The following is a 23989-nucleotide window of genomic DNA, read 5'->3' on the forward strand; positions in this document are numbered from 1 at the left end:
CACTATTCTTTCCATTCAAAGATCATTCCGGTATATGGAGCTATTTTCACATTTATCGAATAAGGCTTTCCCAACACAGTTCCTTTTTTCGCTTTTAGTTGTCGTGAATTCACCTGATTATTTCCAGAATAAATATCTTTATCACTATTTAATATTTCCTTATATTTTCCCGATTTCGTTACCGGTATGCAATAAGAGGCATGGCTGTTTGATGTGAAGTTAAGAACCACCAATAAATGCTGCCCCTCCAACGTCTTTCTTTCATAAGCAAATACACTTTGTTTATTATCATCAACAACCATCCATTCAAAACCTTCCGGGTAGTAATCATTTTGATACAATGCCGGATAGTCATTTACCACTTTATTCATTTTCTTGATAAATTCATGGAAAGAATCGTGCACCGGATAAGATAAGATATTCCATCCCAATGATTTCTTTTCATCCCATTCTTTATATTCTGCCAGTTCATTCCCCATAAAATTCAATTTCTTACCGGGATGAGTCATCATATATATATATAAAGTTTTAAGTTGTGCCAATTTTTCTTCATAAGTACCATAGATTTTATCAATAATTGTTTTTTTAGAATGCACCACCTCATCATGTGAAAAAGGCAGGATATAATTTTCACTATAGAAATAAGCCATTGAAAATGTCATTAGATGATGTTCATGCTGTCTGAAATAGGGATCTAATGCCATGTATTTCAAAGTATCGTTCATCCATCCTAAATCCCATTTATAATCAAATCCTAGACCACCTTCCACACTGGAACGCGTCACTTTTGGATAATCAGATGAATCTTCGGCTATCAATAATGTATGTGGATGACGTTCATTGATTTTATATGTCATTCGCTTCATAAAATCGATCGCCCCATCATTAGTTCCCATCTCTTTATTCCCTTTCCAGAAAATCAGATGGCTGACTGCATCAAAGCGAATCCCGTCAATATGATAGTATTCGATCCAAAAATTAATGGCAGACATCATAAAACTGCGAACTTCATCACGCCCTAAGTCGAAATAAACACTGTCCCACTCTGTATAACGACGATTTAAGTCAGGATATTCATAGACACATCCCCCATCAAACATCGTTAAGCCGTGAGCATCTTTGACAAAATGGACAGGTACAAAATCCATGATAACCCCTATACCCGCTTTATGGCATTGATTGATAAAATGCATCAATTGTTTAGGGGTGCCATAACGACTAGTCGCACTGAAATATCCGGTTACCTGATATCCCCATGACCCATCAAATGGATACTCCGATAGTGGCATTAATTCGATATGGGTATATCCCATTTCTTTTATGTATGGAATCAGTTTTTCGGCAATCTCTTCATAATTATAGAATTCTCCGTCCTCTTCATCCGTATAATCTTTCTTCATTTTCCAAGAACCGATATGCATTTCATAGATATTCAGATTCTTTTCAAAATGCTTATCTTGTTTAGCCAGCCAACGCTTATCGCCCCAGCGAAAACGTTCAAGATCATAAATTCGTGAAGCATTCCCCGGTCGTACCTCACTGAAACGTGCATAAGGATCCGCTTTATAAAGATGCTGTCCGTTTGGCCCAATCAGCAAATATTTATAAAGCTGTCCTGCTTTTGCTTTTGGCACAAATCCTGAATAGATGCCCCCATCCCCCATTTTCTTCAAAGGATGCGTCTGCTGCCATTCATTAAATTCTCCAACGACAAATACTTTTTTGGCGTTAGGAGCAAAAACGGTAAAACGTACCCCCTTGACTTCATCTTCTTCGCAAAGATGGGCTCCAAATACTTTATATGCTTCTAAACACTGTCCTTCATAGAACAGCTGAATCAAAAATTCATCTAGCATAAAATTTCCCCCTTTAACTATAGTCCTATTATACCAAATAACAAAACATATTTCACTCTAAAATGATAGCGTTTTCAAAATAAATAAAAAACGAACCCGAAGGCTCGTTTTTTAAGTTTTAATATTCTGTTTCGCCAATCATTTCCATCATTGCTTTATGGAAGATGTTCGTCTTATCCAATGCATCTTGCTGATTGTTTCCTTTAATTGAAAAGTAGAATTTACATTTTGGTTCAGTTCCGCTAGGTCTGGCTGCAATCCAAGATCCATCTTCTAAATAATATTTCAAAACGTTTGATTTAGGCAAGTCAATCACTGTTTCTTGACCGTCGGCAACTTTGATACTTGTTTCATAATCTTCAACGCTAACCACTTTATATCCGGCAATTTCAGCTGGCGCATTCGCTCTTAAACCAGCCATGATGGCTTTGATCTGCTGAGCACCCTCTACCCCTGCTTTTGATAAAGCAATCTGAGTTTCTTTGAAAGTTCCATGTTTTGCGTAAAGGTCATTTAACACATCGACTAAATCTTTCCCTTGCTTTTTGAAATAATTTCCTGCTTCTGCCGCAGTCAAAACGGCTTGAATGGCATCTTTATCACGAACAAAGTCTTTGATTACACAACCATAACTTTCTTCGTATCCAAAGACAAACTGTTTTTCTCCGGTCTTTTCATATTTTCTGATCTTATCTCCGATAAATTTGAATCCCGTCAATGTTTTTTCAACGTCGACACCATAACTTCTCGCTACTAATTCACCTAAATCAGATGTTACGATTGTATTATACATAACCGCATTATCAGGTAAGGTTCCTTTTTCTTTTAACTGACTTAAAATATACTCCAGATAAACTGCTGCTGACTGGTTCCCGCTCATCAGCACATAGTCACCATCATGTTTAGCGACAACACCTAAACGATCTCCGTCAGGATCACAAATAACAACGACATCGGCATCTACTTCTTTCGCTTTTTTAATCGCCAATTCATAAGAAGCTTCTACTTCCGGATTTGGTGATTTTGTATTTGTGAAATCGGGATCAGGCGCACATTGTGCCAATACCGGAATCAAATCATACCCCAATCTTTCCAGACATGTTCTGACAGGAATATTGGAAGTTCCGTGCTGCGGAGAGAAAACGATCTTGAAATCTTTTTTATCCATTCCCGGATTAATTTCGATCGCCATGACTTCCTTATAGTATGCCTCATCCACTTCTTCACCAATATAAGTGATATATGGATAGGCGTCTTCATCACTGCACACCTCCACATTTAATTCATCTTCCACTTGATTCACATAGTCTACCACTTGATCTGCCCATTCCGGAATCAACTGACACCCTGTATCATCATATACTTTATATCCATTATATTCTTTTGGATTATGGCTGGCGGTAATCATGATTCCACCCGCACATCCTAAATGACGAACTGCAAAAGATAATTCCGGCGTTGGACGCAGGCTTTCAAAAAGATAAGACTTAATGCCATAAGTCGCCAATACTTTTGCTGATTCGATTGCAAAACGATATGACATATGACGATTATCATATCCGATTGCCACTCCACGTTCTTTACCATTTGGCAAGGTCAATACATATTTCGCAAACCCAACGTTTGCTTTTCGAATTGTGTAAATATTTAAACGATTGGTCCCTGCGCCTAAGATACCACGCATCCCAGCAGTACCAAACTCAAGATTAGTATAAAACGCGTCTTCTTTTTCTTTTTCATCCATTTCTTTTAGATTCGCTTTTAAACTTTCATCTAATCCTTCAAAACTTAACCATTGATTGTATTTTTCTTGATAACCCATATCGTTTTATCCACCCCTATTTTTTACTTAATCACTTGTTTATTCGGCAATATGCAAATCTTTGATGACTTCTTTTAACTTATCGATCACTTCTGGTTCATCTTGCCCTTCAGCGACGATTTCCAAGTGTGCTTTTGTCGGAATTCCCAATGCCATCACACCCATGATTGATTTCAAGCTTGCCTCTTTCCCATCATAGATTAATTTGATGTTGCTGTCAAACTTACTTGCTTCATTCACTAAAGCAGTCAAAGATTTTGCGTGCATCCCTAACGGATCGGTCACCACAAATTTATAATTCAAAGTCATATTCCATTCCTCCCTAACTGATTGACCTTTCATGCTTCTATTATAGCGTACTTTTAGGAATAATCCAATGCTTTTAACTAAAAATGTTTGCGCTTACAAAAGTCGACAAAAAAAGAGGCAGCGCCCCTTTTCACAGCTAAATCTCCACTACTTCCCCTTTTGCTTCTGTCCCATCTGCTAAATTAGCTAAATAGTAAATTGCACTTGTTTCCGGCTGATAGAAAATATCCAAAGTATCGATTGTATTCATCTTTATTCCCTTAATTTTCAATTCCTCTTTTACCGCTTTTTCAATATCCGCTGTGATGACATTTTTGTCATGATATTGAATTTCCATTTTTGTTTTCATATAGTCCCTCCGTTATTCAATATATCTAATTAAATAATAGCACAAACCGAAGAATTAGACAAATATTTATGGAATATGACATAAGAATCAATAATAAGCACGATCCACTTCAACAACAGTGAAAAAATTCTTATCTAATTGCTTCACTTCCTGATCAATTTTCTGTTTTAATTCAATCACATTGGTTTCATCTTCAGGCGGCAAAACAACGTCAAAAAGAATATTTGTATGGGTCGGTCCGCTGACTAAACGAAAATCATGAATGGTGTAAGCAGGATTAATCTTTTTAATGATTTCAATCACTTTACCCTTTAATTCATTGATCATTTCATTGGTGCTGTCAATCGGGTCCATATGTATGGTGGCATGTACATTAAAGCGACTCAGAATTTCCCTTTCGACTAAATCAATCACATCATGAATTTCCAAAAGGTCATCGTGACAATCAATTTCCGCATGCAGAGTGACAAACGATCTTCCAGGACCATAATCGTGCAACATAAAATCATGAATACCTAAAATTCCCTGATAGGACATAACCAAATTTGCAATGCCTTCCACTAATTCTTTATCCGGTGCCTGTCCCAGCAATGGACCGACGGTATCTTTAAAAACATCATAACCGGCTTTTAATACGATGAAGGATACAAACAATCCAATCCAACCATCGATATTCCATGATGCAAAATGGCTGACCAGCATACCGATCATGGCAGCAAAAGTCGTGATCATATCATTATAGCTGTCCTGACTGGCAGCCTTTAAAGAAGTAGAATGAATACGCTCTCCGATATTCTTATTCATTTTTGCCATTAAGAATTTCACCAGCATAGAAAAGATCAGTACTGCAATTCCAAGATAACTGAAATGAATGACTTCCGGCTGAATGATTTTCATCACCGATTCTTTCAAAGACTGCAATGCTACCAATAAAATTAAAAAAGAGATGATTAATCCCGAAATATACTCGATACGTCCATGTCCGTAAGGATGATCCGTATCCGGGTGCTTGCTGGCAAGCTTAAATCCAAACAAGGTGGCAAGATTACTTCCTACATCCGAATAGTTATTTAAGGCATCTGCCTGAATGGAGATACTTTTAGAAAATATTCCAACGATCAATTTAGAAGTCGCTAAGACAATATTGCATATAATAGAAATAATACTCACAAATGTTCCATAGCGCTCTCTCACTTCACGTTTATCTACCTGCTCATAATCTTTGATACATTTTTTTATTAAAAATTGCATAATATCCCCCTTCAAACAAAAAAGTGCTATTTCATATATTATAGCACAATTAAATTGAATCTTTCACACGTTTTGTGAAAGTTGAGACATCCTTGAACCCAATCTTTTCAAGTTCTTCTATGACTCGATCGACATTTTCTCCAACTCGATCACTGGTATGAGAATCGGTTCCGATCGTGATGATTCTTCCACCTAAATCATAGTAACGTTGAACCTGATCAAAGTTTGGAAACCCACAGGTTTTTAAATCTTTAAACCCCGATGTATTCACTTCGATCCCTTTTCCTTTTTTGATTAGTGTTTTAAAGATATCATCGATGATATCTTGATATAAAGCATGGTCGACTGATTTGTCTTCATAAGGTCCATAGCGAACGATATAATCCAGATGTCCTAAACAATTAAAATCATCAAACTGCTGTACACAGCGCAGTGTTTCTTCAAAAAAGTCACGATGAGCTTCTTCTTTTGTTTTGCCATCAAAGAAATTTCCCGGCAAAAAGAATTCTGTATTCCCAATAGCGTGGATCGATCCGATGACATAGTCAAAAGGATGGGTCTGAATAAAGTTTTTAATATCTTCTTGGTAAAGACAGTCCAGTCCCACTTCAATTCCGATCTTAATCTTTAATTGATCCTGATAGGTCTGTTTTAAATCCATCATTGTTGCTAAATAACGATCAACATCGACATCAAACGATGTTCCCGGATAATAAAAGTCCTGATGATCCGTAAAACAAATTTCTTCTAGTCCCATCTTGATTGCCTGCTGGATATGTTCCTTAGGATCTGCATCACTATCAGCAGAAAAACAGGTGTGCATATGATAATCAATTTTTCTCATTAATATTCTCCTTTTTGATGGAATGTTTTTTTATTTCCCGTAATCTGATGGCGTTCTTTTAATTTGGCTTGTATCTCCTGCATGGAAATATTCTTTTCTGCCATCAAGACAAAAACATGGTATAAAAGATCATCTATTTCACCAATCAATTCCTCACGATCCTCATTTTTGGCGGCAATTATCGTTTCACTGGCTTCTTCTCCGATCTTTTTACATATTTTATCAGTTCCTTGATCAAAAAGATAGTTAGTATAAGAGTTTTCTATGGGATGTATCTTGCGATCTTGAATCCGATCATAAACAGACTGAAATATCGTACTTAAACTTTCTTCTCCTTGAATAGCATTGAAAAAACAGCTGTAAGCCCCGGTGTGACAGGCATTGCCGATCTGTTCCACCTGAATGAGCAGCGTGTCTTGATCGCAATCTAATGCCATATATTTAACCTTTTGGAAATGTCCCGATGTTTCCCCTTTATGCCAAAGTGTCTGACGACTGCGAGAATAAAAATAAGTTTGCTTGTCTTCCAGCATCTTTTCATAGGCTTCCTCGTTAACATAAGCGAGCATTAATACTTCGTTGGTTTTATAATCCTGTACGATTGCCGGTATCAGCGACATTTTGTTAAAATCTGGTTTCATCTTTCTACCTCACTGGAATATTATTTTCTTTCAAACGTTCTTTTACTTCATTGATTGTACTAACGCCATAATGGAATAAAGAAGCCACTAATGCCGCATCGCAATCCGTCTTTTTAAATACATCTACTATGTCTTCTATGCTTCCGCAGCCACCGCTGGCAATAATGGGAATATGAGTGGCGGCACAAACCGCTTGAAGCATGTCGATATCATATCCGGATTGAGTTCCATCTTTATCCATCGAAGTCAACAAGATTTCCCCCGCTCCTCTTTGTTGACATTCCTTAGCCCAATCGACAAGATCGATTCCAGTATTTTCACGTCCGCCTTTAATATACACCTCAAAACGATCGGTTTGAAGGTTCTTTTTGGCGTCGATTGCGACAACAACACACTGACTGCCGAACTCCTGTGCTGCCTGATTGATTAATTCAGGATCACGAATTGCCGCTGAATTAATCGAAATTTTATCAGCCCCACATAACAGTACCTTTCTAAAATCATCTAAATGACGTACACCGCCCCCAATCGCCAAAGGAATCGATAAAGACCCTGCCGCTTCTTCTACTAATGCATACATCGTATCACGATTTTCATAGGTCGCCGTAATATCCAAAAAAACAATTTCATCCGCACCTTGATCATCATAACAGCGAGCAAGTTCAACCGGATCTCCGACTTCCTTCAGTCCATTAAAATGAATCCCTTTAACCACTTTCCCATCCTTAATATCTAAACAAGGAATGATTCTTTTTTTAAGCATGCTATCACCTCTTCTAAATCTATTTTGCCATCATAAAAAGCTTTTCCAACAATACAGCCATAATTATCTTTTACCCGATAAACATCCTCTTTACAACTGATTCCCCCGGATACAATTACCTGCAAAGTTGTTTCCTGTCGAATCTTTTCATACAGTTCGAAATTTGGGCCCTCTAAAGTTCCATCTTTACTAATATCTGTCACCACAACATAGCGTACCTTCATATTCTCCAACTCTTTTAAAAATGTCAGATAATCAACTTGGCTCTTATCCAGCCAGCCCTCCGTAGCTACACAGCCATCTTTAATATCGACCCCTACGACAATTTTTTCTGCTCCGTAAAGCCGGAGTGCTTCTTTTAATAACGTTTTATTTTTTAAGGCTACTGTTCCTAATATAATACGGTCGATTTTTAGTTCCTCTAAATAAAATGCCATCGTCTCTTGATCACGAATACCGCCGCCTAGTTCAATAGGGAGTCGTGTATGCTCACGTATTGAAGCAATCGTCTTTTGATTGACACGACATCCTTCTTTAGCGCCGTTTAAATCGACTAAATGCAAGAAATCAGCCCCGATTTTTTCATAATATGCCGCAATTTCCACAGCATCTAAGGCATAGACTGTTTCTTTTTGATAATCTCCCTTAAATAAACGCACCACTTTTCCATCTTTTAAATCAATAGCAGGTAATATTAACATGCGATCATCTCCTTAAATGCTTTTAAGATTTTCTTTCCTGTTTCTCCGCTTTTTTCAGGGTGAAACTGACACCCCATCACGTTCTCTTTTGCGACAATTGCCGGAATATATGCCTCTTTATAACGGGCATAAGCGACCACTTCCTCAGTTGGACAGTAGGCTTGAAAAGAATGCACAAAATAGACATCTTCTTTTTCTGACAGATACTTTAATAAAGGATGTTCATTTTCAAAATACAATTCGTTCCATCCCATGTGTGGAATTTTAAGTGTACATTGAATTGGGGCTACTTGTCCGGATAAAAAGCCTAAGCCTTTAGTCTGACTGACTTCATTCCCTTCTTCAAACAAGATTTGCATACCTAAACAGATGCCTAAAATAGGGGTTCCTTTTTCTTTGCATTCCTTAATGGTATCGATCAGATCAGTTTCTTTTAAATGTTCCATCGCGGCTTTAAATGTTCCAACACCCGGCAAAATCAATGCCTTAGCGTTCCTGATTGTATCTTTATCACTGCTGATTTGAGCCTTGATTCCCGCCCTGCGGCACCCATTTAAGACGCTTTTTAAATTACCAACATGATAATCTATGATAATCACCATATATTTCACCTATAATTGTCCTTTCGTTGACATTAAACGCTGATCTTTCGTCGGTTGAATCGCTTGTTTTAGTGCTTGTCCCAACCCTTTAAAAATAGCTTCGATCATATGATGGGCGTTCTTTCCATAAAGTAAATTCACATGCAGTGTCATCTGTGTATTAAATGCAAACGCACGCAGAAATTCTTCCAGCATCTCACATTCAAACCCACCCACTCTTTCAACCGGAAGTTCACAATGATAAACCAAATAGCTTCGTCGGCATAAATCCAAAGTAACTTGTGCCATAGCTTCATCCATCGGCAAAAAAGCATTTCCATAACGCTGAATTCCTATACGTTCTTTTAAGGCTTCATTCATTGCTTGTCCTAAAGTAATACCAATATCTTCAATCGAATGATGCGTATCCACCTCTAAATCTCCTTTACAACACAAATTAAGATCCATGCCTGAATGAAATGCAAAGAGAGTCAGCACATGGTCAAAAAATCCAATGCCGGTTTGAATCGAACTTTTCCCTTCTCCATTTAATTTTAGCTCTGCAACAATATCGGTTTCATTCGTCTTTCTGATAATTTTAATCGTTTCCATTTCGGTTTTCCTCCTCGAATCGAACGGTGATTGAATTGGCATGAGCATCTAATCCTTCTAACTTAGCAAACTCAATGACATCTTCTTTAAAAGTCTCTAAGATATTTCTTGGATATTGACTGTATGATGAATATTTAACAAAATCATAGACTCCTAAAGCGGAATAGAACTTAGCAGTGCCGCTGGTTGGCAAAACATGGTTTGTACCGCTCATGTAATCCCCTAATGGTTCCGGCGTATATTCACCTAAAAAGATTGATCCGGCATTTTCAATATAAGGTAAGGTATTCATAGGCTGGTCGACAAGGACTTCTAAATGTTCGGGGGCTATATAATTCGATACATCAAATGCTTCCGCAATTGAATCAACAAGCACTGCCCCGCCGTAATTCTGCAATGATTCTTCAATGATCTCTCGACGTGACAGAGTGTTTAACTGACGTGCTAATTCTTTCTCCACTTCATCTGCCAGTAAAGCCGAAGTGGTTACTAAAATGCTGCTAGCTAAACGATCATGTTCTGCCTGACTCATTAAATCGGCAGCAATATATTTAGGGTTTGCGTTTTCATCGGCAATCACAAGTACTTCACTAGGACCGGCAATCATATCAATATCAACCGCTCCATAACAGCATTTTTTTGCAGTCGCTACATAAATGTTCCCCGGACCGACAATTTTATCTACTTTTTTAATGGAAGGCGTTCCATAAGCAACAGCGGCAACAGCTTGGGCTCCCCCAACTTTATAAATTGTCTCAATACCACAAACATGAGCCGCCGCTAATATCACATCACTTACTTTTCCATCTGCTTTTACAGGGGTTATGATGACTAACTCTTTAACACCGGCAAGTTGTGCCGGAACAGCATTCATAAGGACTGTTGACGGATAGGTAGCCGTTCCTCCGGGAACGTATAAAGCTACTCGTCTTAATCCTCTGACAATCTGTCCCATGATGACCCCATTTTCTTTGAATAACGACCAGGATTGACTTAACTGATGCTGGTGAAAATCAATCAATTGAGTTTTCGTTCTTTCTAAGATACGAATAAAATTATCACCTACACGCTCCACTGCTTCTTCTACTTCTTTTGCAGTAACTAAAAGATCCTCTTTACTTTTAATATCATAGCCATCAAAACGTTTAGCATATTCAAATAAAGCTTCATCTTGACGATCTATAATATCTTGAATTATTTTTTCTACAGTCTCATTGACTTCCTTATTAATGGTAGCTTTACGAGCACTGAATAATTGATCCAGAGCAGTATAATCTCCTGTAAATTTCATTTTTTCTAACATATCGTTTCCCCCTTCAGACGTTTAACTAACGTCAATATCTCCTCTTTTTTAAATTTAAAACTCACTTTATTACAGACACAGCGGGTGCTGACATCACTGATTTTTTCAATGACTTCCAATCCATTGGCTTTTAATGTTGAACCCGTTTCAACAATATCGACAATGGCATCTGCAATCCCAACAATCGGACCTAATTCAACCGATCCTTCCAGTTTGATGATTTCTACATCTTCTAATTTAGATTGGAAATAACGTTTGGCGATAGTCGTATACTTCGATGCAATGCGTTTACGCCGATTAAATTGTGTATATTTATACTGCGGATAGCTCGCCACAGCAAAGTAACATTGACCAATCTTTAAATCGAGTAAATTATAATAATCGTTAAATTCACTTTCATCCAGTGTATCTTTCCCTACGAATCCGATATCGACAATGCCATGCTCTAAAAAGGTAAGTACATCATTTGCTTTTGCAAAGATAAATTGTAAATCATCCTGTGTGGTAATGAGCAGTTCCCGATCTTTATTTAATAAGGGATGCATGTCGTAACCGGCTTCTAAAAGCAGATGGCATACTTGTTTTTCGATTCTTCCTTTAGTTACTGCAATCTTAATCATTTTGTTTCTCCTTATCCGCCAGTTCACTAAGCATATCTAAATGATAACTTAATCCTATCGCCCGACTTTTACGTCCAAAGACTTGAAGCAGTTGATCATACCGTCCACCGCTGATGAATGCTTCGGCTGCTTCTAAGTGGTATCCTTTAATCATCAAACCTGTGTAATACTTGAACTTTGGTACCATGGCTAAATCTACTGTCAAATCTTCAAATTGATCTTTAAAAGTAAAATACAAATTCTCTAAATGACTCAAAGCGTTCAACAGTGCCTCATCTTCCAAATATTTTTTAGCCTGAGTAAACACCTCTTGTCTTCCTGTCAAAATAATAAGTTGGTTTAAAAAATCTGCCATTTTTTGATCGATCACCAATGCTTTTAATTTCTTTTCTACAAAAAGTTCCATAGCACTCATATCCCGAAAATCAAGAATCTCTTTTAATTGTCCGTCATCTTTTATGAGCTCTTTCAAACGGCTAAAAAAAGCTGCACTGCCGAGTTCGATTTGCACATGGGATAATGTCATTGTCTTTAAGCTTTGGGCCAAGACGGTTAAGCATTCCTGATCCCCCGCGGTTTCATCTAATCCCATCAGTTCAATTCCTGCCTGATAGATTTCACTTTGCCGCCCTTTGTGGCTTAACTGCTTTCGATAGACTTTGCCGAAGTAGCAATAACGTCCTACCATTTGCGCCACGTGGGCATGATAACGTGCTAACGGAAACGTAAAATCGGCTCTTAATGAGATTGCTTTTCCATCCTTATTGAAAAACTGAAATAACCTGTCAACTTGAATTCCCGTAGAAATTTCCCGATAAAGATCAGTGTATTCAAATGTTGGCAGCATCACCTCATCATAATTGAGATTTTCAAAAACAACCCTTAAATCGGCTTCCATCTTCCTTAGTGTCTTGACATGCCCTTTTACTGCTTCCTGTGCTTCTTCGGGAAGCACAAACTTGTAATTCTCCATATTTCCCCCTCCAGATAAATAAAAAAGCGAGTCTAATGACTCGCTTGCTTCACACGTTTTTGTCATTAGATACAACCCTTTGAAATAACACAAAATGGGCTGTATCAATTTGCTGATATAACCCTACCGTATCCAATGATGGTGATGTAATTGTTGTGATAATGTATTCGTATTCATAATAATCACCTTCCGCTTGTTAGTATAGTAGCACAGATCAAATATAAAATAAAGCTTTTTTACAAATTATTTGAAAAAACTTCTCTATAATACAAAACAGACTTTATAAAAAGTTATGTTTAACTAATTAACCATTATAAAAAAGGAAGTCTGTCAAATAGTTGACTTCCTTTTTTGTTCAGGATTAGTTTTAAATCATGAATTTTTTATCCAATTTCAGCTTATGCCCGCTGATAAGTTATAACCTATAGACGAGACAGTTCTAAAGAATAATTTAGAAATATTTATACTTAAGAAATATTCTCCTAACGAAAGTGAATGTATTCTTTTTAACCCTTATTCTACGCCTGTAATAATACAAATATTAGTTTTATTTATCGATAACTGCGCTTCTTGTAGGCGGATGTTACAATCATCAATGCTGATGAAAGCAAAAATAATATATAAAACGTCATCTGTGTATTATCTCCTGTTTCAACAGGTTTAGGAGAAGTTTGAGGATTATCCATTGGTTTCTCTGTTAAATCCTCCATCGGCTTGTCTGTTGGTTTATCCATTGGATTTTCCACTGGTTTGTCTGTCGGATTCTCTTCCGGCTTATCTGTTGGGTCCTGTGTAGGTTTGTCCGTTGGATTTTCCGGAATTATTTGACTCCATTTTCCGTACAAAATAACATCAGAAGAAATTGGCGTTGTAAAATCAAACTGGTTAGTGCAGTTTTCATCTGTATACCACCCGTCAAACGCCCATCCATCTAGGAGTACTACTGTCGGTTTTGTGATTGTGGAATTATATTCAACAGTTTCACTTAGTGGTTCCGTCACCCCTTCGGGTACTTTCCCCATATACTTAAAATCTACTTTATATGTATTTACAGCCCATTTTGCATAGTATACAACGTCTGAAGTAATTGACGGCAAATTGGTGTGATCCAATTGAGTAGATTCATCATTAACATCTAAATACCATCCTGCAAAGTGATACCCAATCAGCTCGGGAGTTTCCGGAATATTTGTTAGTGTTAAGGGGGCTTCCACATTCTTAATGACAGAAGCATCTTCCCAAGAGCCGCCATTTGCATCAAATGTTATGATGGGCTGCTTATAACCGTAAACCAAATATGTATTATCGATTGCTTCTGTAGGGGTAAATACACTTGCTTGAAGGATAGCATTGACGTTTGCTACTCTATCGGTTATATATTTTGCTGGAGTAAACCATTTATTCGTATCTGCGAGTGTTGCTAATGCGGTATCTTTACAAACTACAAGTGCTTCTCCCGGAACATTTGTCACAATATTTTCGACATCATCATGATCTGGTGAAAAAGAAGCGACTGGAATACTTGTTCCCTTCATATTTGTCAGTTCACCGTCTAACTGAATGATTGCATTTCGATCTCTGCGCAAATATACGTCATTGATTCCCTCAAAGCGAATCGCGCCCTTTAAAATAAAGGAATCAGCAGCATAAATACCTGAACCCCATTCTGCTGTATTACCAAAAATATTTGCCCCTGATAATGTCAATACACTGTCATTTGCTCCTATGAAGCAAATAGCACCGCCGCTTCCACGAGCTCCGGCATTATTACTATATATTTTTCCATCGTTTATATTGATTTCAGCATAACGGTTGATATAAATCGCTCCGCCTAGACCAAATTCATCGATCGTATATTTCCCGTAAATTTCACCACCATTTATAATTAAATGGGCCATTTTATCGACATCCCCTGCTACACTAATTGCTCCCCCGGAATCTGTCGTATAGTTATTGTATATTTTTCCGTCATTTATAGTGACACTTCCGCCAGCAGCATTAGTGATGGCACCTCCATGTTCTTTGGCACCGTTATTGTAAATTTCACCACCGTTCATGATAAATGCGGAATTCTTAGAGGCAACAAAAACTGCCCCTGCTTTCACATCAAATCCTGTTTTATTCATAGTGGAGTTATTATAAATCTTCCCGCCATTCATCTCAAACCTTCCGCTTCCTGCTTCAAGCGTAATTGCGGAACAATCATTATCATGAATAGAGCCCCCATTCATAACGCCGTTTCCTTGCCCCTGAATAGAAATAGCAGAAGAAGCATTATTGACCATATTCCGTAATTCTCCACCATACATTTCAAGTGTCGAAGTATTCCCAATTAACACAAGAGTATGTCGGCTATTCTGCAAAACCGCACCATCATTAATAATAACTTTGGAATTGATTCCCTTTGCAGTGACAATACTCGTACTTTTTGCATTATTATCTAAAATGATTTGATTTAATATCATTGATTTATTATCACTCACAATAAACATTGGATTAAAACCATCAAAATTTCTCTTAATGATAATTTCTTGTGATGGCTGGGTGTTTAAAGTTAGATCTTCATTCACATTCATTTGACTTTGCAATAGGATAGTTCCATCTCCACCCCCAAAATGATCAATGGCAGCCTGCACTTGATTATATGGTGTTGCAATACTTCCATCTCCATTAGTTGCTGAATTTGTATCTAAATATACGACCCCTTCGGCTTTGGTGTCTACCGCATATGTATCTAGCATAAATATGCTCCCTAATAATAGCATACTTATTAATGATAATATTATTCTACATCTTTTTTTCATCTGTTACTCCCTTTCTTTATTTAAGAAATGAATTATGAATAAATACTTTGACTTTTATCTCCTGTAGTTTAACTAACTAGAAACCGTAATTATTACTTTTCATACCTTAAATCAAATAATTTATCTTCTTTTAGTATTTCTATATCTTATCTGTTTTATCTTTTCTCTTTTTTTCATTATAAGAAGAATAAGTATCAATAGTGTAACTCCCACACATGCATTAAGATAAAATACTATTCTTGTTTCATCTCCTGTTTGTGGTTGCTCTTGGTCACTTACATTATTATTCAAATCGTTCACAGGCTTTTGTTCAAAACCATCTGTTTCTGCAGCCTCTGCCTGTTTTGACCATTTACCATATAATTTCATATCTTTTATAATCGAATGACTAAATTCGTATTTTTCTGTACACGTCTCATCTTTATACCATCCATCAAATAGCCATCCATCTACGAAAGTCACTACAGGTTCTATGACAGTATCCCCATAGGCTACTGTCATTGTAGTAGGTGGTATTACACCATCTGGAGCTACTGTTATGAATTCAAAAGTAACATAATAAGTTAAATGATTCCATTTTGCATAAAGTGTCATATCTGCAACAATCGCCTCTGTAAACTCATATACCTGTGTACACGCTTCATCTTTATACCATCCATCAAATAGCCATCCATCTACGGAAGCCACTACAGGTTTTATGACAGTATCACCATAGACTACTGTCATTGTAGTAGGTGGTATTACACCATCTGGGGCTACTGTTGTGAACGCATAATCCACTTGATAGCTTAATTGTTCCCATTTTGCATAAAGCGTCATATCTGCAACAATCGCCTCTGTAAACTCATATACCTGTGTACACGCTTCATCTTTATACCATCCATCAAATAACCAGCCTTCTTCAGCTGCAAATGTTGGTTCTGACACAATATCCCCATGTGCCACCGTTGTTTGGTTTGGTGGGATTATTCCATCCGGTGCTATTGTTGTGAATGCAAAATTAACATCATACATAGCTGTATCCCATAGAGCATAAAGTGTAGTATTAGTGATTGTTGTGATTTCTGCTTTATCTACATACTCCACTACATCTGAATTCGCATCAGTTGTCCAACCTACAAAATTTTTCCCCTCGAATGTAAATTTATTTTCCAACAACTCAACTGCTGTATTATAAGGAACATCTTGTGTATAATCCGCACCTATTCCCCCATTGGCATTAAACGTGATTTCTAATTCTGAATCTACTTTTGTCAAATAATGGTACTGTCTTTCTGCATATGCCACTGTTACCGGAACCGTAGCTGTAGACATAATGTATCCTTCTGGTGTAATAATATTATTACTGGCAATCATAGACTGTGGATTCTTATTTGCATCTGTTAAATATCTTCCTAAGCCTCTAGGGGCAGTTAAATCCGGCTCTAACTTAGTCGGTGTGGATAAATTTAACGGCTGTCCATATCTGCCATAAAATACACCGCTTTTAATCACACCCACATTTCCTGTTCCTGTGGTAGAAATGGCGGAGTTTCCGCCAATAAAGTTTCCATCTGTAATCGTATCAATCTTTGCACCATCTGCCACATTCACAGCATTACTGGGTGGAAATCGGGTAACATCGGCTAAAAAAGTTCCGCTTTTAATTTCCCCTATCGTAGAATCTGTCCAAAGTGTCAATGGAATCCCACTACTTCCGGATGCATCTACAGTTACATCTTCTAAATATCCGACTGAACCATAAATAAACATTACGTTTCCTCTCCCCTTAATCGTAGCATTTGAAATACTATCAATGCTGGTAGCTGACACATTGCTAAAAGACTGTGCATCCAGGCATAATCCTCGGGCATTTCCATAAAAATATCCTCCCGTAATCTTTCCAACCGAAGAAGCTTGATACGATGAATCACTACTTACTATCCATAATCCAATAGCATCAATACCTGTATCGCTTCCATAAAAACTTCCTCCAACTATACTATCGATCCTTCCACTGTATAACACACATCCCTTTCCATCGGACCCTTGTCCAGTAAATGTTCCCCCTGATATGTTTTCAACCTTTCCGTTATACATTACTTGCATTCCTGATCCACCGTTTTCTCCTGTGAATGTGCCACCTGAGATGTCTTTAATCAAACCAGTGATTCCAGGTATAGAGGAGTCATCTTGTACAACAACAGCCCCACGTTTAGTAGTGGTTGATACGTTTTTGGAAATAAATGTTCCATTTGAGATAGAGGTTACTGTACCGCAAACAAACAATGCTTCATGTTCTGCTGTATAATTTCCACCCCTAAATTCACCTATTCCACCTACATTTATTTGAATGGCACTCGCATAATTTGATGTAGTATAAGTGTTTGTAACGCTTCCACCATTTCCAAGGTAGTTTCCACCATTTTTTATCTCAATAATGGTCTTGCCACGAGAAGCATTAATTGTACAACCATTATTAAGAGTTAACGAACCATTGACATCTATCGTAACATCATTTATCAAAGAAAGGTTTCCTGTTCCATTTCCCAAGTTCAGGCTTTTTCCAATTTCTACAGTTAGTTTAATACCATTGATTTCAGCAGCAGCATCTCCTATTAGCGTAATATTCTTTGAAACACTAATAGTTCCTTGATCACCTAAATTACCACAAACTTTAAGAACATCACCATCAGATGTAGCATTCATTGCTTCGGCTAATGTTGAATAAAGAGTTCCTGTATTTTCATTTCTTACACCCTCTATTGCATATGAGTTTCTAACGAATCCTGGCTCCACATCATTAGATTGGACTATATCCTTTATAGGTGAACCTTGTGTTTCAAGATTCTCCATTTCAGAATTTTCCACTCCAGAGTCTTTTATATCATTTTCACATATCAATTCCTTTTCAAAACATTCATCTTTATGTTCATGATCTTTTTCCTGACATATTAGTTTCTCAGCATAACATTGATCCCTATGTACATGTTGTTCATCCGTTGCGTACGCATTAGTTCCTGATTGAAAAGGCAGTACTGCCATAATCAATCCGATACATAGTCCTATACACAATTGACTACTAATTGTTTTAACTTTACACATCACTACTTTCCTCTCATACTTTCTTTATTACAAATTTTGATAATACGGTTTTATTCGACCATTACTGCTTTAAATTGTATTTTCTATGTTTTATAAGAAATGGGGCAAAGTATTTTTCTTCCCCTTCTTTTCTAGCTGTTTCTGCTTCAGAAATTGTCGTAAACTGTCCCAGAAAATATCTTTTTCCCTTAAACGTTATTGTAGCTACCCATCTCCCATTGCGTGTCGGTGAAACCCCTTTGACACCACTGGTATTTCTTTTTGACAACTTATCAGAACCAATAAGACATAAATTTGTTCCCTCAATAAGATTAGGATTTACCCTAACACATCCACAGCTTTGTGTATGACCACTTTTAAGATTGCCATCTTGTACGATGCATTGATTCCCACATTCACACTGGCATAGCCACAATAAATGACCATGTGATTTCCCCACAACTTTTATGGCATGCAGTTTGCCAAATTGTTTACCTGTTAAATCATTATTAAGACTACGCAGACACCCGCAACTTTTTGTATCCCCACGAATGAGGTTTCTACTTGTGATATAACAAATATTTCCACAATCACATTGACATTTCCATACTACGCATCCTTTTTTGCGTTGCTGAGTCGGACAAATTGCTTTTAACATTCCAAAGCGTTGATTTGTCAAATCTACATATTTCTTACGGTTCGCCTCTTCCATGCAGCCACAGCTTCTCGTTCTCCCACTCACTAAATTACTGGCATATACTTCTTTTTGCTGGCCGCAGTCACATTGGCAAACACATTTCCAATACCCTTTATGATCACGATAAGAGGAAAGAACGGTTAACTTTCCGAACCGTTTACCCTGATAACGATCTGTTTGTGATTTCATATTCTCTAGCAAATTCTTCCTTTCACATAACCTAAGTAACATTGTGCTATTTTGATTCATTATTAAATGCTCTGATTTGAAGTGAACTTACAACACTTCCACCTAATTTTCATATCCTGCATGTAAATAAATTTAATATTTTTTTAAAAGTTTTCTTTTTTTAAGAGTTAACAATACGATTCCGATTGACGAAATGCATACCCCGACAAAAGAGAGTATCAGATTTGTTGTATCGCTTGTCTGAATTCCATTGCTTGGTGTAGTAGTATCCGGCGTGTTTGGTTTAATCGGCTCGGATGGTATATCCGGTATTTGAGAAATATGCGTATTTATCAAAATAAAGTTACCATCCTCATCTATTTCAATGTTAGCTGTATATCCATCAGGAACGACGACTTCTTCTACTGTATATAAAATCTCTTTACCATCCTTATATTTTGCTAAATCAGACCACATAGCCGTCCATGAATTGTTTTCGTTTAATACAAGACTTTCACCAACCGCTTTGCCATCAGCATAAAGTTGAACCCTTATTTCTGATGGACGAATTTGATCTCTATTATCATCATCATTCCAAATCTTATTGATATTCTTATTTATAACTTTTGGAGCATGCGTATTTATCAAAATAAAGTTACCATCCTCATCTATTTCAATGTTAGCTGTATATCCATCAGGAACGACGACTTCTTCTACTGTATATAAAATCTCTTTACCATCCTTATATTTTGCTAAATCAGACCACATAGCCGTCCATGAATTGTTCTCGTTTAATACAAGACTTTCACCAACTGCTTTGCCATCAGCATAAAGTTGAACTGTTACCTCAGCTACTCGTATTCCATCTTGATTGGCACTGTCTTCCCAAACTTTGGTCACAACCTTATTAACTTTTTCTACAGTATTATTAATTTTTACTGATATTTCATTCCCATTTTCAACTGTTTCATAATTTGGTACAAATCCTAAAATTTCATGTTCTTTTACTGTCCAATTGAATTCTCCTGGTAATTCTTCAAAAGAATATTGCCATTTATTATTTTCACTTAATTCAACCGTTTCTAACACTAACTCATTCCCATCCCCATCAATTCTGATTAAATCAATCAATATTGAAGAAGGAATGTCTGATAAAGGACTCTCCCAAATTTTTGAAACATGTAGCGTTTTATCAGCATCTTGATCACCAATTATTAATGAACCATTATTTGCAATTCCACCACCTGCTACCAATGCATTATTATTTTCTATAATCAATTGTGCTTGTTGTCGTGCTAAATTTTTACTTTGTTCTTGGTCAATTTCATTATGTAATAATAATTGTCCGTCCACATTTTGAAACATTGTCTTTTCTAAGGGGGTGTCATTCAATTGATATCTTGGATTAAAATCATTATAAATTAATTGCTTCCCACCACCTAAAATCCTAGTACTAATATAAAATTCATTTTCACTATCAACTTTGTACAGTGTATTCCCCGCAACTTCTGCGGTATTATCCACAAATGCTCCACCATTTGTTATATATATTTTGCTTTCACCAGTCGGGCAATCGTAAAGTCCTCCTCCATACGAAGCACTATTTTCACCAATATAAATATTTTTCAATTTTATTGCATTAAACTTTGAAGGTGAATATAATCCTCCACCGTATGCATCCGCAGCTGTATTATTGTGTATAAATCCTTTTTCAAAAATAAAATTTCCTTTTTGGTCTTCAGAATCATAAGCAGTCCCTAAAGCTATCCCTCCGCCATGACCTGCTGTATTAGAGAATATTTCGCCATCGTACATATAAAATGTACTTTTACGACCTGCGTAAATCCCTCCGCCTAAAGAACTCTGATGTAATGCTTTATTATTATAAATTCTTCCGTTATTTAGAATGAATTTTCCATTTTCGACTACACAAACTCCACCACCATACATATATGCTGTATTATCATGAATATTGCCACCGTTCATTTCCAGTTGTCCGCCAGAGCCTACTCTAATACCACCACCGCCATTATCTGCATACAGACCATCAATAATAGAATTATAAGAAATATCACAATCATTTATAACGGCTTTGCCTCCAGCAAGAATAGAAATGGCAGGTGCCCAAGCAGCTATATTATTTTTAATGGAGCATCCATTCATTTCTATGTACCCAGATACTGAGATGGCAGAAGATTCAAGCGATAGATTTTTAAGCTCAATTAGTAATCCATCAATAGAAAGATTTTCATTTAAAATCAAAGAACCCGATGTGGTAATATTAATTAATGTATTTGAAAAATTTTTTTCTCTTGTTAAATTTACCGATTTGTTTGCAATAATGCTTTTTTGGCTAATCACTTGTAATGTATCTGTAACTTCTATATCTTGCATTAGTTCAATTATTGTAATATTTGAATTAGCTAATGCATCCACCAATTCGTTAAAATTAGATACCTGTACTACATTTATATCTTTTTGAATGGTTTTTATCTGAGATGAATTTATTTCATAGTTTGCAATACTTTCCTCTATTTGATGAATAACATTAGTAATTTCAAATGAAATATCCACTGTTAATATTTCATTAATCTGTTCTTGAGTAACCTGATCTCGCTCTAGATAAGTAGTATTCGTTTTATTTTGAGAGTCGATAAAACCATATTTTAATGTAAATATTAATGTTCCATTCTCTGAAGCTATATATTTTATAGGCTTATTTTCATACTTTTCTTCCGTACCATTAGGCAATACAATACCTTGCAATACTATGTTTTCTTTTGGCGTAAGTGTTAATTCTATTTCTGCTGTTTGTTTATCGTCATTGTTTTTTGTACTTATTTTATAAAACACTGCTTCATTTTCTTCAGAAATATTTTCCATTTTTTCACCATTAGCAGACACAACAGTTTTTGGCATAAACAATGTGACCATCAAGATTAATGCTAATAAAACAGTTATCATGTATGATTTATTTTTCATTTTTATTCCTTCCACCTTTACATAAAGTTATTTCTTTTTTGTCTTAAAATTAAGCATTCCTCTTTATTGCATTTCCCTAAGATTTCAAACCTCCATAATCATCTTAAATTTACAAAAAAACTATGTTCAATAAGCCGTTATTACTACTATGCATTTTTCATTAGACATTGAAAATATGTTTTTTATATTGTCATTCTGTACTATATTCTGATTTGAAAATTTGCATCTGTAATCCTAGTTATAAGATTCTCAATAACTTCCTACCGCTTTACAATATTCAATTACAAAACGAGTTTTCGCACTGCCTCTTCCACTCATCATGCAACCTATATTGAGATATCAGATTTTTCATTATATGGATGGTAAAAAAAGCAGACTTTTTGTTTCAGGGTGTGATAAGATAAAAACGAAATCTAAAATAGGAGATTTTATATTAATTTAGGTAAAAAAAAGCCGGAACAAAACGTCTACAATTTGTTCCAATACTCAACCAATATATACATTTATTTACTATTTTTTTCGATTCTTTGAACCCATCTTCTAAACATGACATGACTACTATTTAGTCTTTTGCCTGCTTCACGCTGGCTGATTTGTTTCATTTTCCACAAATTATAAACTTCTTCAAAATCTTCTGGAAAATCATTAGCAGGTCTGCCAAATTGAATTCCTTTAGCCTTTGCCTCTTTGATTCCTTCCATTTGACGCTGATGAATATTTTCCCTTTCGACTTGTGCCACATAGGATAGAATCTGCAGCACTAAATCAGCTATGAATTTTCCTGTAATTCCGTTTACTTGATTTCTAGTATCTAAAAGTGGGAAATCCAAAACAATAATATCGATATCTTTCACCTTTGTAAGGAATCGCCATTGTTCAATGATTTCATCATAATCCCGTCCTAATCGATCAATAGATTTTACATAGACAGTATCCCCCGCTTGTAATTTCCTACACAATTTCTTATATTTAGGGCGATTGAAATCTTTACCAGAAAGTTTATCGATATAGATATTCTCTTTCTCTATTTTTTCCATTAACATTGCAGACATCTGACGATCAATATTTTGATCTTTTGTTGACACTCTTACATAACCATATTTTTTCATTTTTGTTCCTCCTATTCTGGTAATGTCAACTTTTAATTATCGCATATTTTTATCAAAGAATATGTTCCAATTATTTCCATTTATAAAAGAGAGAACATAAAAAAAGCGACTCCTCACAATGGATAATCACTTACTAATTTTATAAGACATGGGAGCTATTATACTTTATTTCATAATATAATCGATTACTCTTAACCCATTTTAGAATTAGATTTTCTGAAATGTCATAAGAACTTATCAAGATTAACCGCTATAAACTAAAAAAACTGTTAGCTTTCTGCTTTGCTAACAGTTTAATAGGATCTTATAAAAAGTCCGTTTTTCATTATCTAATCTTTTTAAATACAGTATAAATACGGTAAGCCCCATAAAAAACAAAGAGGAATGAAAATAAAACCATGAGGATGAGCGGCCATTTTTTATGACGCTTCATCGTTGTTTCATTATCTAAAGTATCATCAAGTTCTTCAACTGCAACACCGGATTTACGGGATATGTTAAGGATTCTTTCTTTTCTGTTCATATGTATGCTCCTTTCTGT

General features: G+C 36.2%; 20 protein-coding genes. All 20 read right to left on the reverse strand.

Annotation, left to right across the window (positions count from 1 at the left end; all coding sequences use genetic code 11):
• Positions 1–2: 2 nt before the first annotated feature.
• The 20 genes from glgB to BN1225_RS09650 all read right to left on the reverse strand — a co-directional run bounded on the left by glgB (position 3) and on the right by BN1225_RS09650 (position 23971).
• Positions 3–1856, reverse strand: a complete 1854-nt coding sequence (gene glgB, locus BN1225_RS09555) for a 1,4-alpha-glucan branching protein GlgB (protein ID WP_041139562.1) — start codon at positions 1854–1856, stop codon at positions 3–5.
• A gap of 118 nt (positions 1857–1974) precedes the next feature.
• Positions 1975–3678 carry a phospho-sugar mutase gene (locus BN1225_RS09560; RefSeq protein ID WP_041139563.1) on the reverse strand — a complete coding sequence of 568 codons (1704 nt, stop codon included), beginning with the start codon at positions 3676–3678 and terminating at the stop codon, positions 1975–1977.
• 39 nt (positions 3679–3717) lie between these two features.
• Entirely contained in the window at positions 3718–3987 is a 270-nt protein-coding gene (locus tag BN1225_RS09565) for an HPr family phosphocarrier protein (RefSeq protein ID WP_041139564.1), read from the reverse strand.
• A gap of 136 nt (positions 3988–4123) precedes the next feature.
• The gene (locus tag BN1225_RS09570) at positions 4124–4336 is read right to left on the reverse strand and encodes a DUF6465 family protein (protein WP_041139565.1); all 213 of its coding nucleotides are present in this window, start codon (positions 4334–4336) and stop codon (positions 4124–4126) included.
• 87 nt (positions 4337–4423) lie between these two features.
• On the reverse strand, positions 4424–5587 hold the full coding sequence (locus BN1225_RS09575; RefSeq protein WP_197066554.1) for a cation diffusion facilitator family transporter: 1164 nt from the start codon (positions 5585–5587) through the stop codon (positions 4424–4426).
• A 49-nt stretch (positions 5588–5636) separates the two neighbouring features.
• Positions 5637–6431 carry a histidinol-phosphatase HisJ family protein gene (locus BN1225_RS09580; protein WP_041139566.1) on the reverse strand — a complete coding sequence of 265 codons (795 nt, stop codon included), beginning with the start codon at positions 6429–6431 and terminating at the stop codon, positions 5637–5639.
• The gene (gene hisIE / locus BN1225_RS09585) at positions 6431–7072 is read right to left on the reverse strand and encodes a bifunctional phosphoribosyl-AMP cyclohydrolase/phosphoribosyl-ATP diphosphatase HisIE (protein WP_041139567.1); all 642 of its coding nucleotides are present in this window, start codon (positions 7070–7072) and stop codon (positions 6431–6433) included. The genes BN1225_RS09580 and hisIE overlap by 1 nt, the downstream gene beginning before the upstream one ends.
• Before the next feature lie 4 nt (positions 7073–7076).
• Entirely contained in the window at positions 7077–7835 is a 759-nt protein-coding gene (gene hisF, locus BN1225_RS09590) for an imidazole glycerol phosphate synthase subunit HisF (RefSeq protein ID WP_041139568.1), read from the reverse strand.
• Complete coding sequence (gene hisA, locus BN1225_RS09595; RefSeq protein WP_041139569.1) at positions 7805–8536, reverse strand: 1-(5-phosphoribosyl)-5-[(5-phosphoribosylamino)methylideneamino]imidazole-4-carboxamide isomerase; 732 nt, start codon at positions 8534–8536, stop codon at positions 7805–7807. Before hisA ends, hisF begins: the two co-directional genes overlap by 31 nt.
• Positions 8530–9138 (reverse strand): imidazole glycerol phosphate synthase subunit HisH, encoded by a 609-nt coding sequence (hisH, locus tag BN1225_RS09600; RefSeq protein WP_041139570.1) that lies wholly within the window; start codon positions 9136–9138, stop codon positions 8530–8532. Before hisH ends, hisA begins: the two co-directional genes overlap by 7 nt.
• A gap of 9 nt (positions 9139–9147) precedes the next feature.
• On the reverse strand, positions 9148–9729 hold the full coding sequence (hisB, locus tag BN1225_RS09605) for an imidazoleglycerol-phosphate dehydratase HisB (RefSeq protein WP_041139571.1): 582 nt from the start codon (positions 9727–9729) through the stop codon (positions 9148–9150).
• A complete protein-coding gene (gene hisD / locus BN1225_RS09610; protein WP_041139572.1) occupies positions 9716–11032 on the reverse strand; it encodes a histidinol dehydrogenase in 1317 nt (438 codons plus the stop codon). Before hisD ends, hisB begins: the two co-directional genes overlap by 14 nt.
• Complete coding sequence (hisG, locus tag BN1225_RS09615; RefSeq protein ID WP_041139573.1) at positions 11026–11652, reverse strand: ATP phosphoribosyltransferase; 627 nt, start codon at positions 11650–11652, stop codon at positions 11026–11028. The genes hisD and hisG overlap by 7 nt, the downstream gene beginning before the upstream one ends.
• A complete protein-coding gene (locus BN1225_RS09620) occupies positions 11645–12625 on the reverse strand; it encodes an ATP phosphoribosyltransferase regulatory subunit (RefSeq protein ID WP_041139574.1) in 981 nt (326 codons plus the stop codon). Before BN1225_RS09620 ends, hisG begins: the two co-directional genes overlap by 8 nt.
• 551 nt (positions 12626–13176) lie before the next feature.
• Positions 13177–15366: an InlB B-repeat-containing protein gene (locus tag BN1225_RS09625; RefSeq protein ID WP_041139575.1), complete on the reverse strand. Its 2190-nt coding sequence runs from the start codon at positions 15364–15366 to the stop codon at positions 13177–13179.
• A gap of 183 nt (positions 15367–15549) precedes the next feature.
• A complete protein-coding gene (locus BN1225_RS09630) occupies positions 15550–18513 on the reverse strand; it encodes an InlB B-repeat-containing protein (protein ID WP_041139576.1) in 2964 nt (987 codons plus the stop codon).
• Between the two features lie 61 nt (positions 18514–18574).
• A complete protein-coding gene (locus BN1225_RS09635) occupies positions 18575–19378 on the reverse strand; it encodes an AP2/ERF family transcription factor (RefSeq protein ID WP_041139577.1) in 804 nt (267 codons plus the stop codon).
• Positions 19379–19510: 132 nt separating this feature from the next.
• Positions 19511–22339 (reverse strand): Cna B-type domain-containing protein, encoded by a 2829-nt coding sequence (locus tag BN1225_RS09640; protein WP_041139578.1) that lies wholly within the window; start codon positions 22337–22339, stop codon positions 19511–19513.
• A gap of 503 nt (positions 22340–22842) precedes the next feature.
• Positions 22843–23448, reverse strand: a complete 606-nt coding sequence (locus tag BN1225_RS09645) for a recombinase family protein (RefSeq protein WP_041139579.1) — start codon at positions 23446–23448, stop codon at positions 22843–22845.
• 325 nt (positions 23449–23773) lie between these two features.
• A complete protein-coding gene (locus BN1225_RS09650; protein WP_041139580.1) occupies positions 23774–23971 on the reverse strand; it encodes a hypothetical protein in 198 nt (65 codons plus the stop codon).
• Between the last annotated feature and the right edge of the window lie 18 nt (positions 23972–23989).

This window comes from Beduini massiliensis, assembly GCF_000829905.1.
Taxonomy (GTDB): domain Bacteria; phylum Bacillota_I; class Bacilli_A; order Erysipelotrichales; family Coprobacillaceae; genus Beduini; species Beduini massiliensis.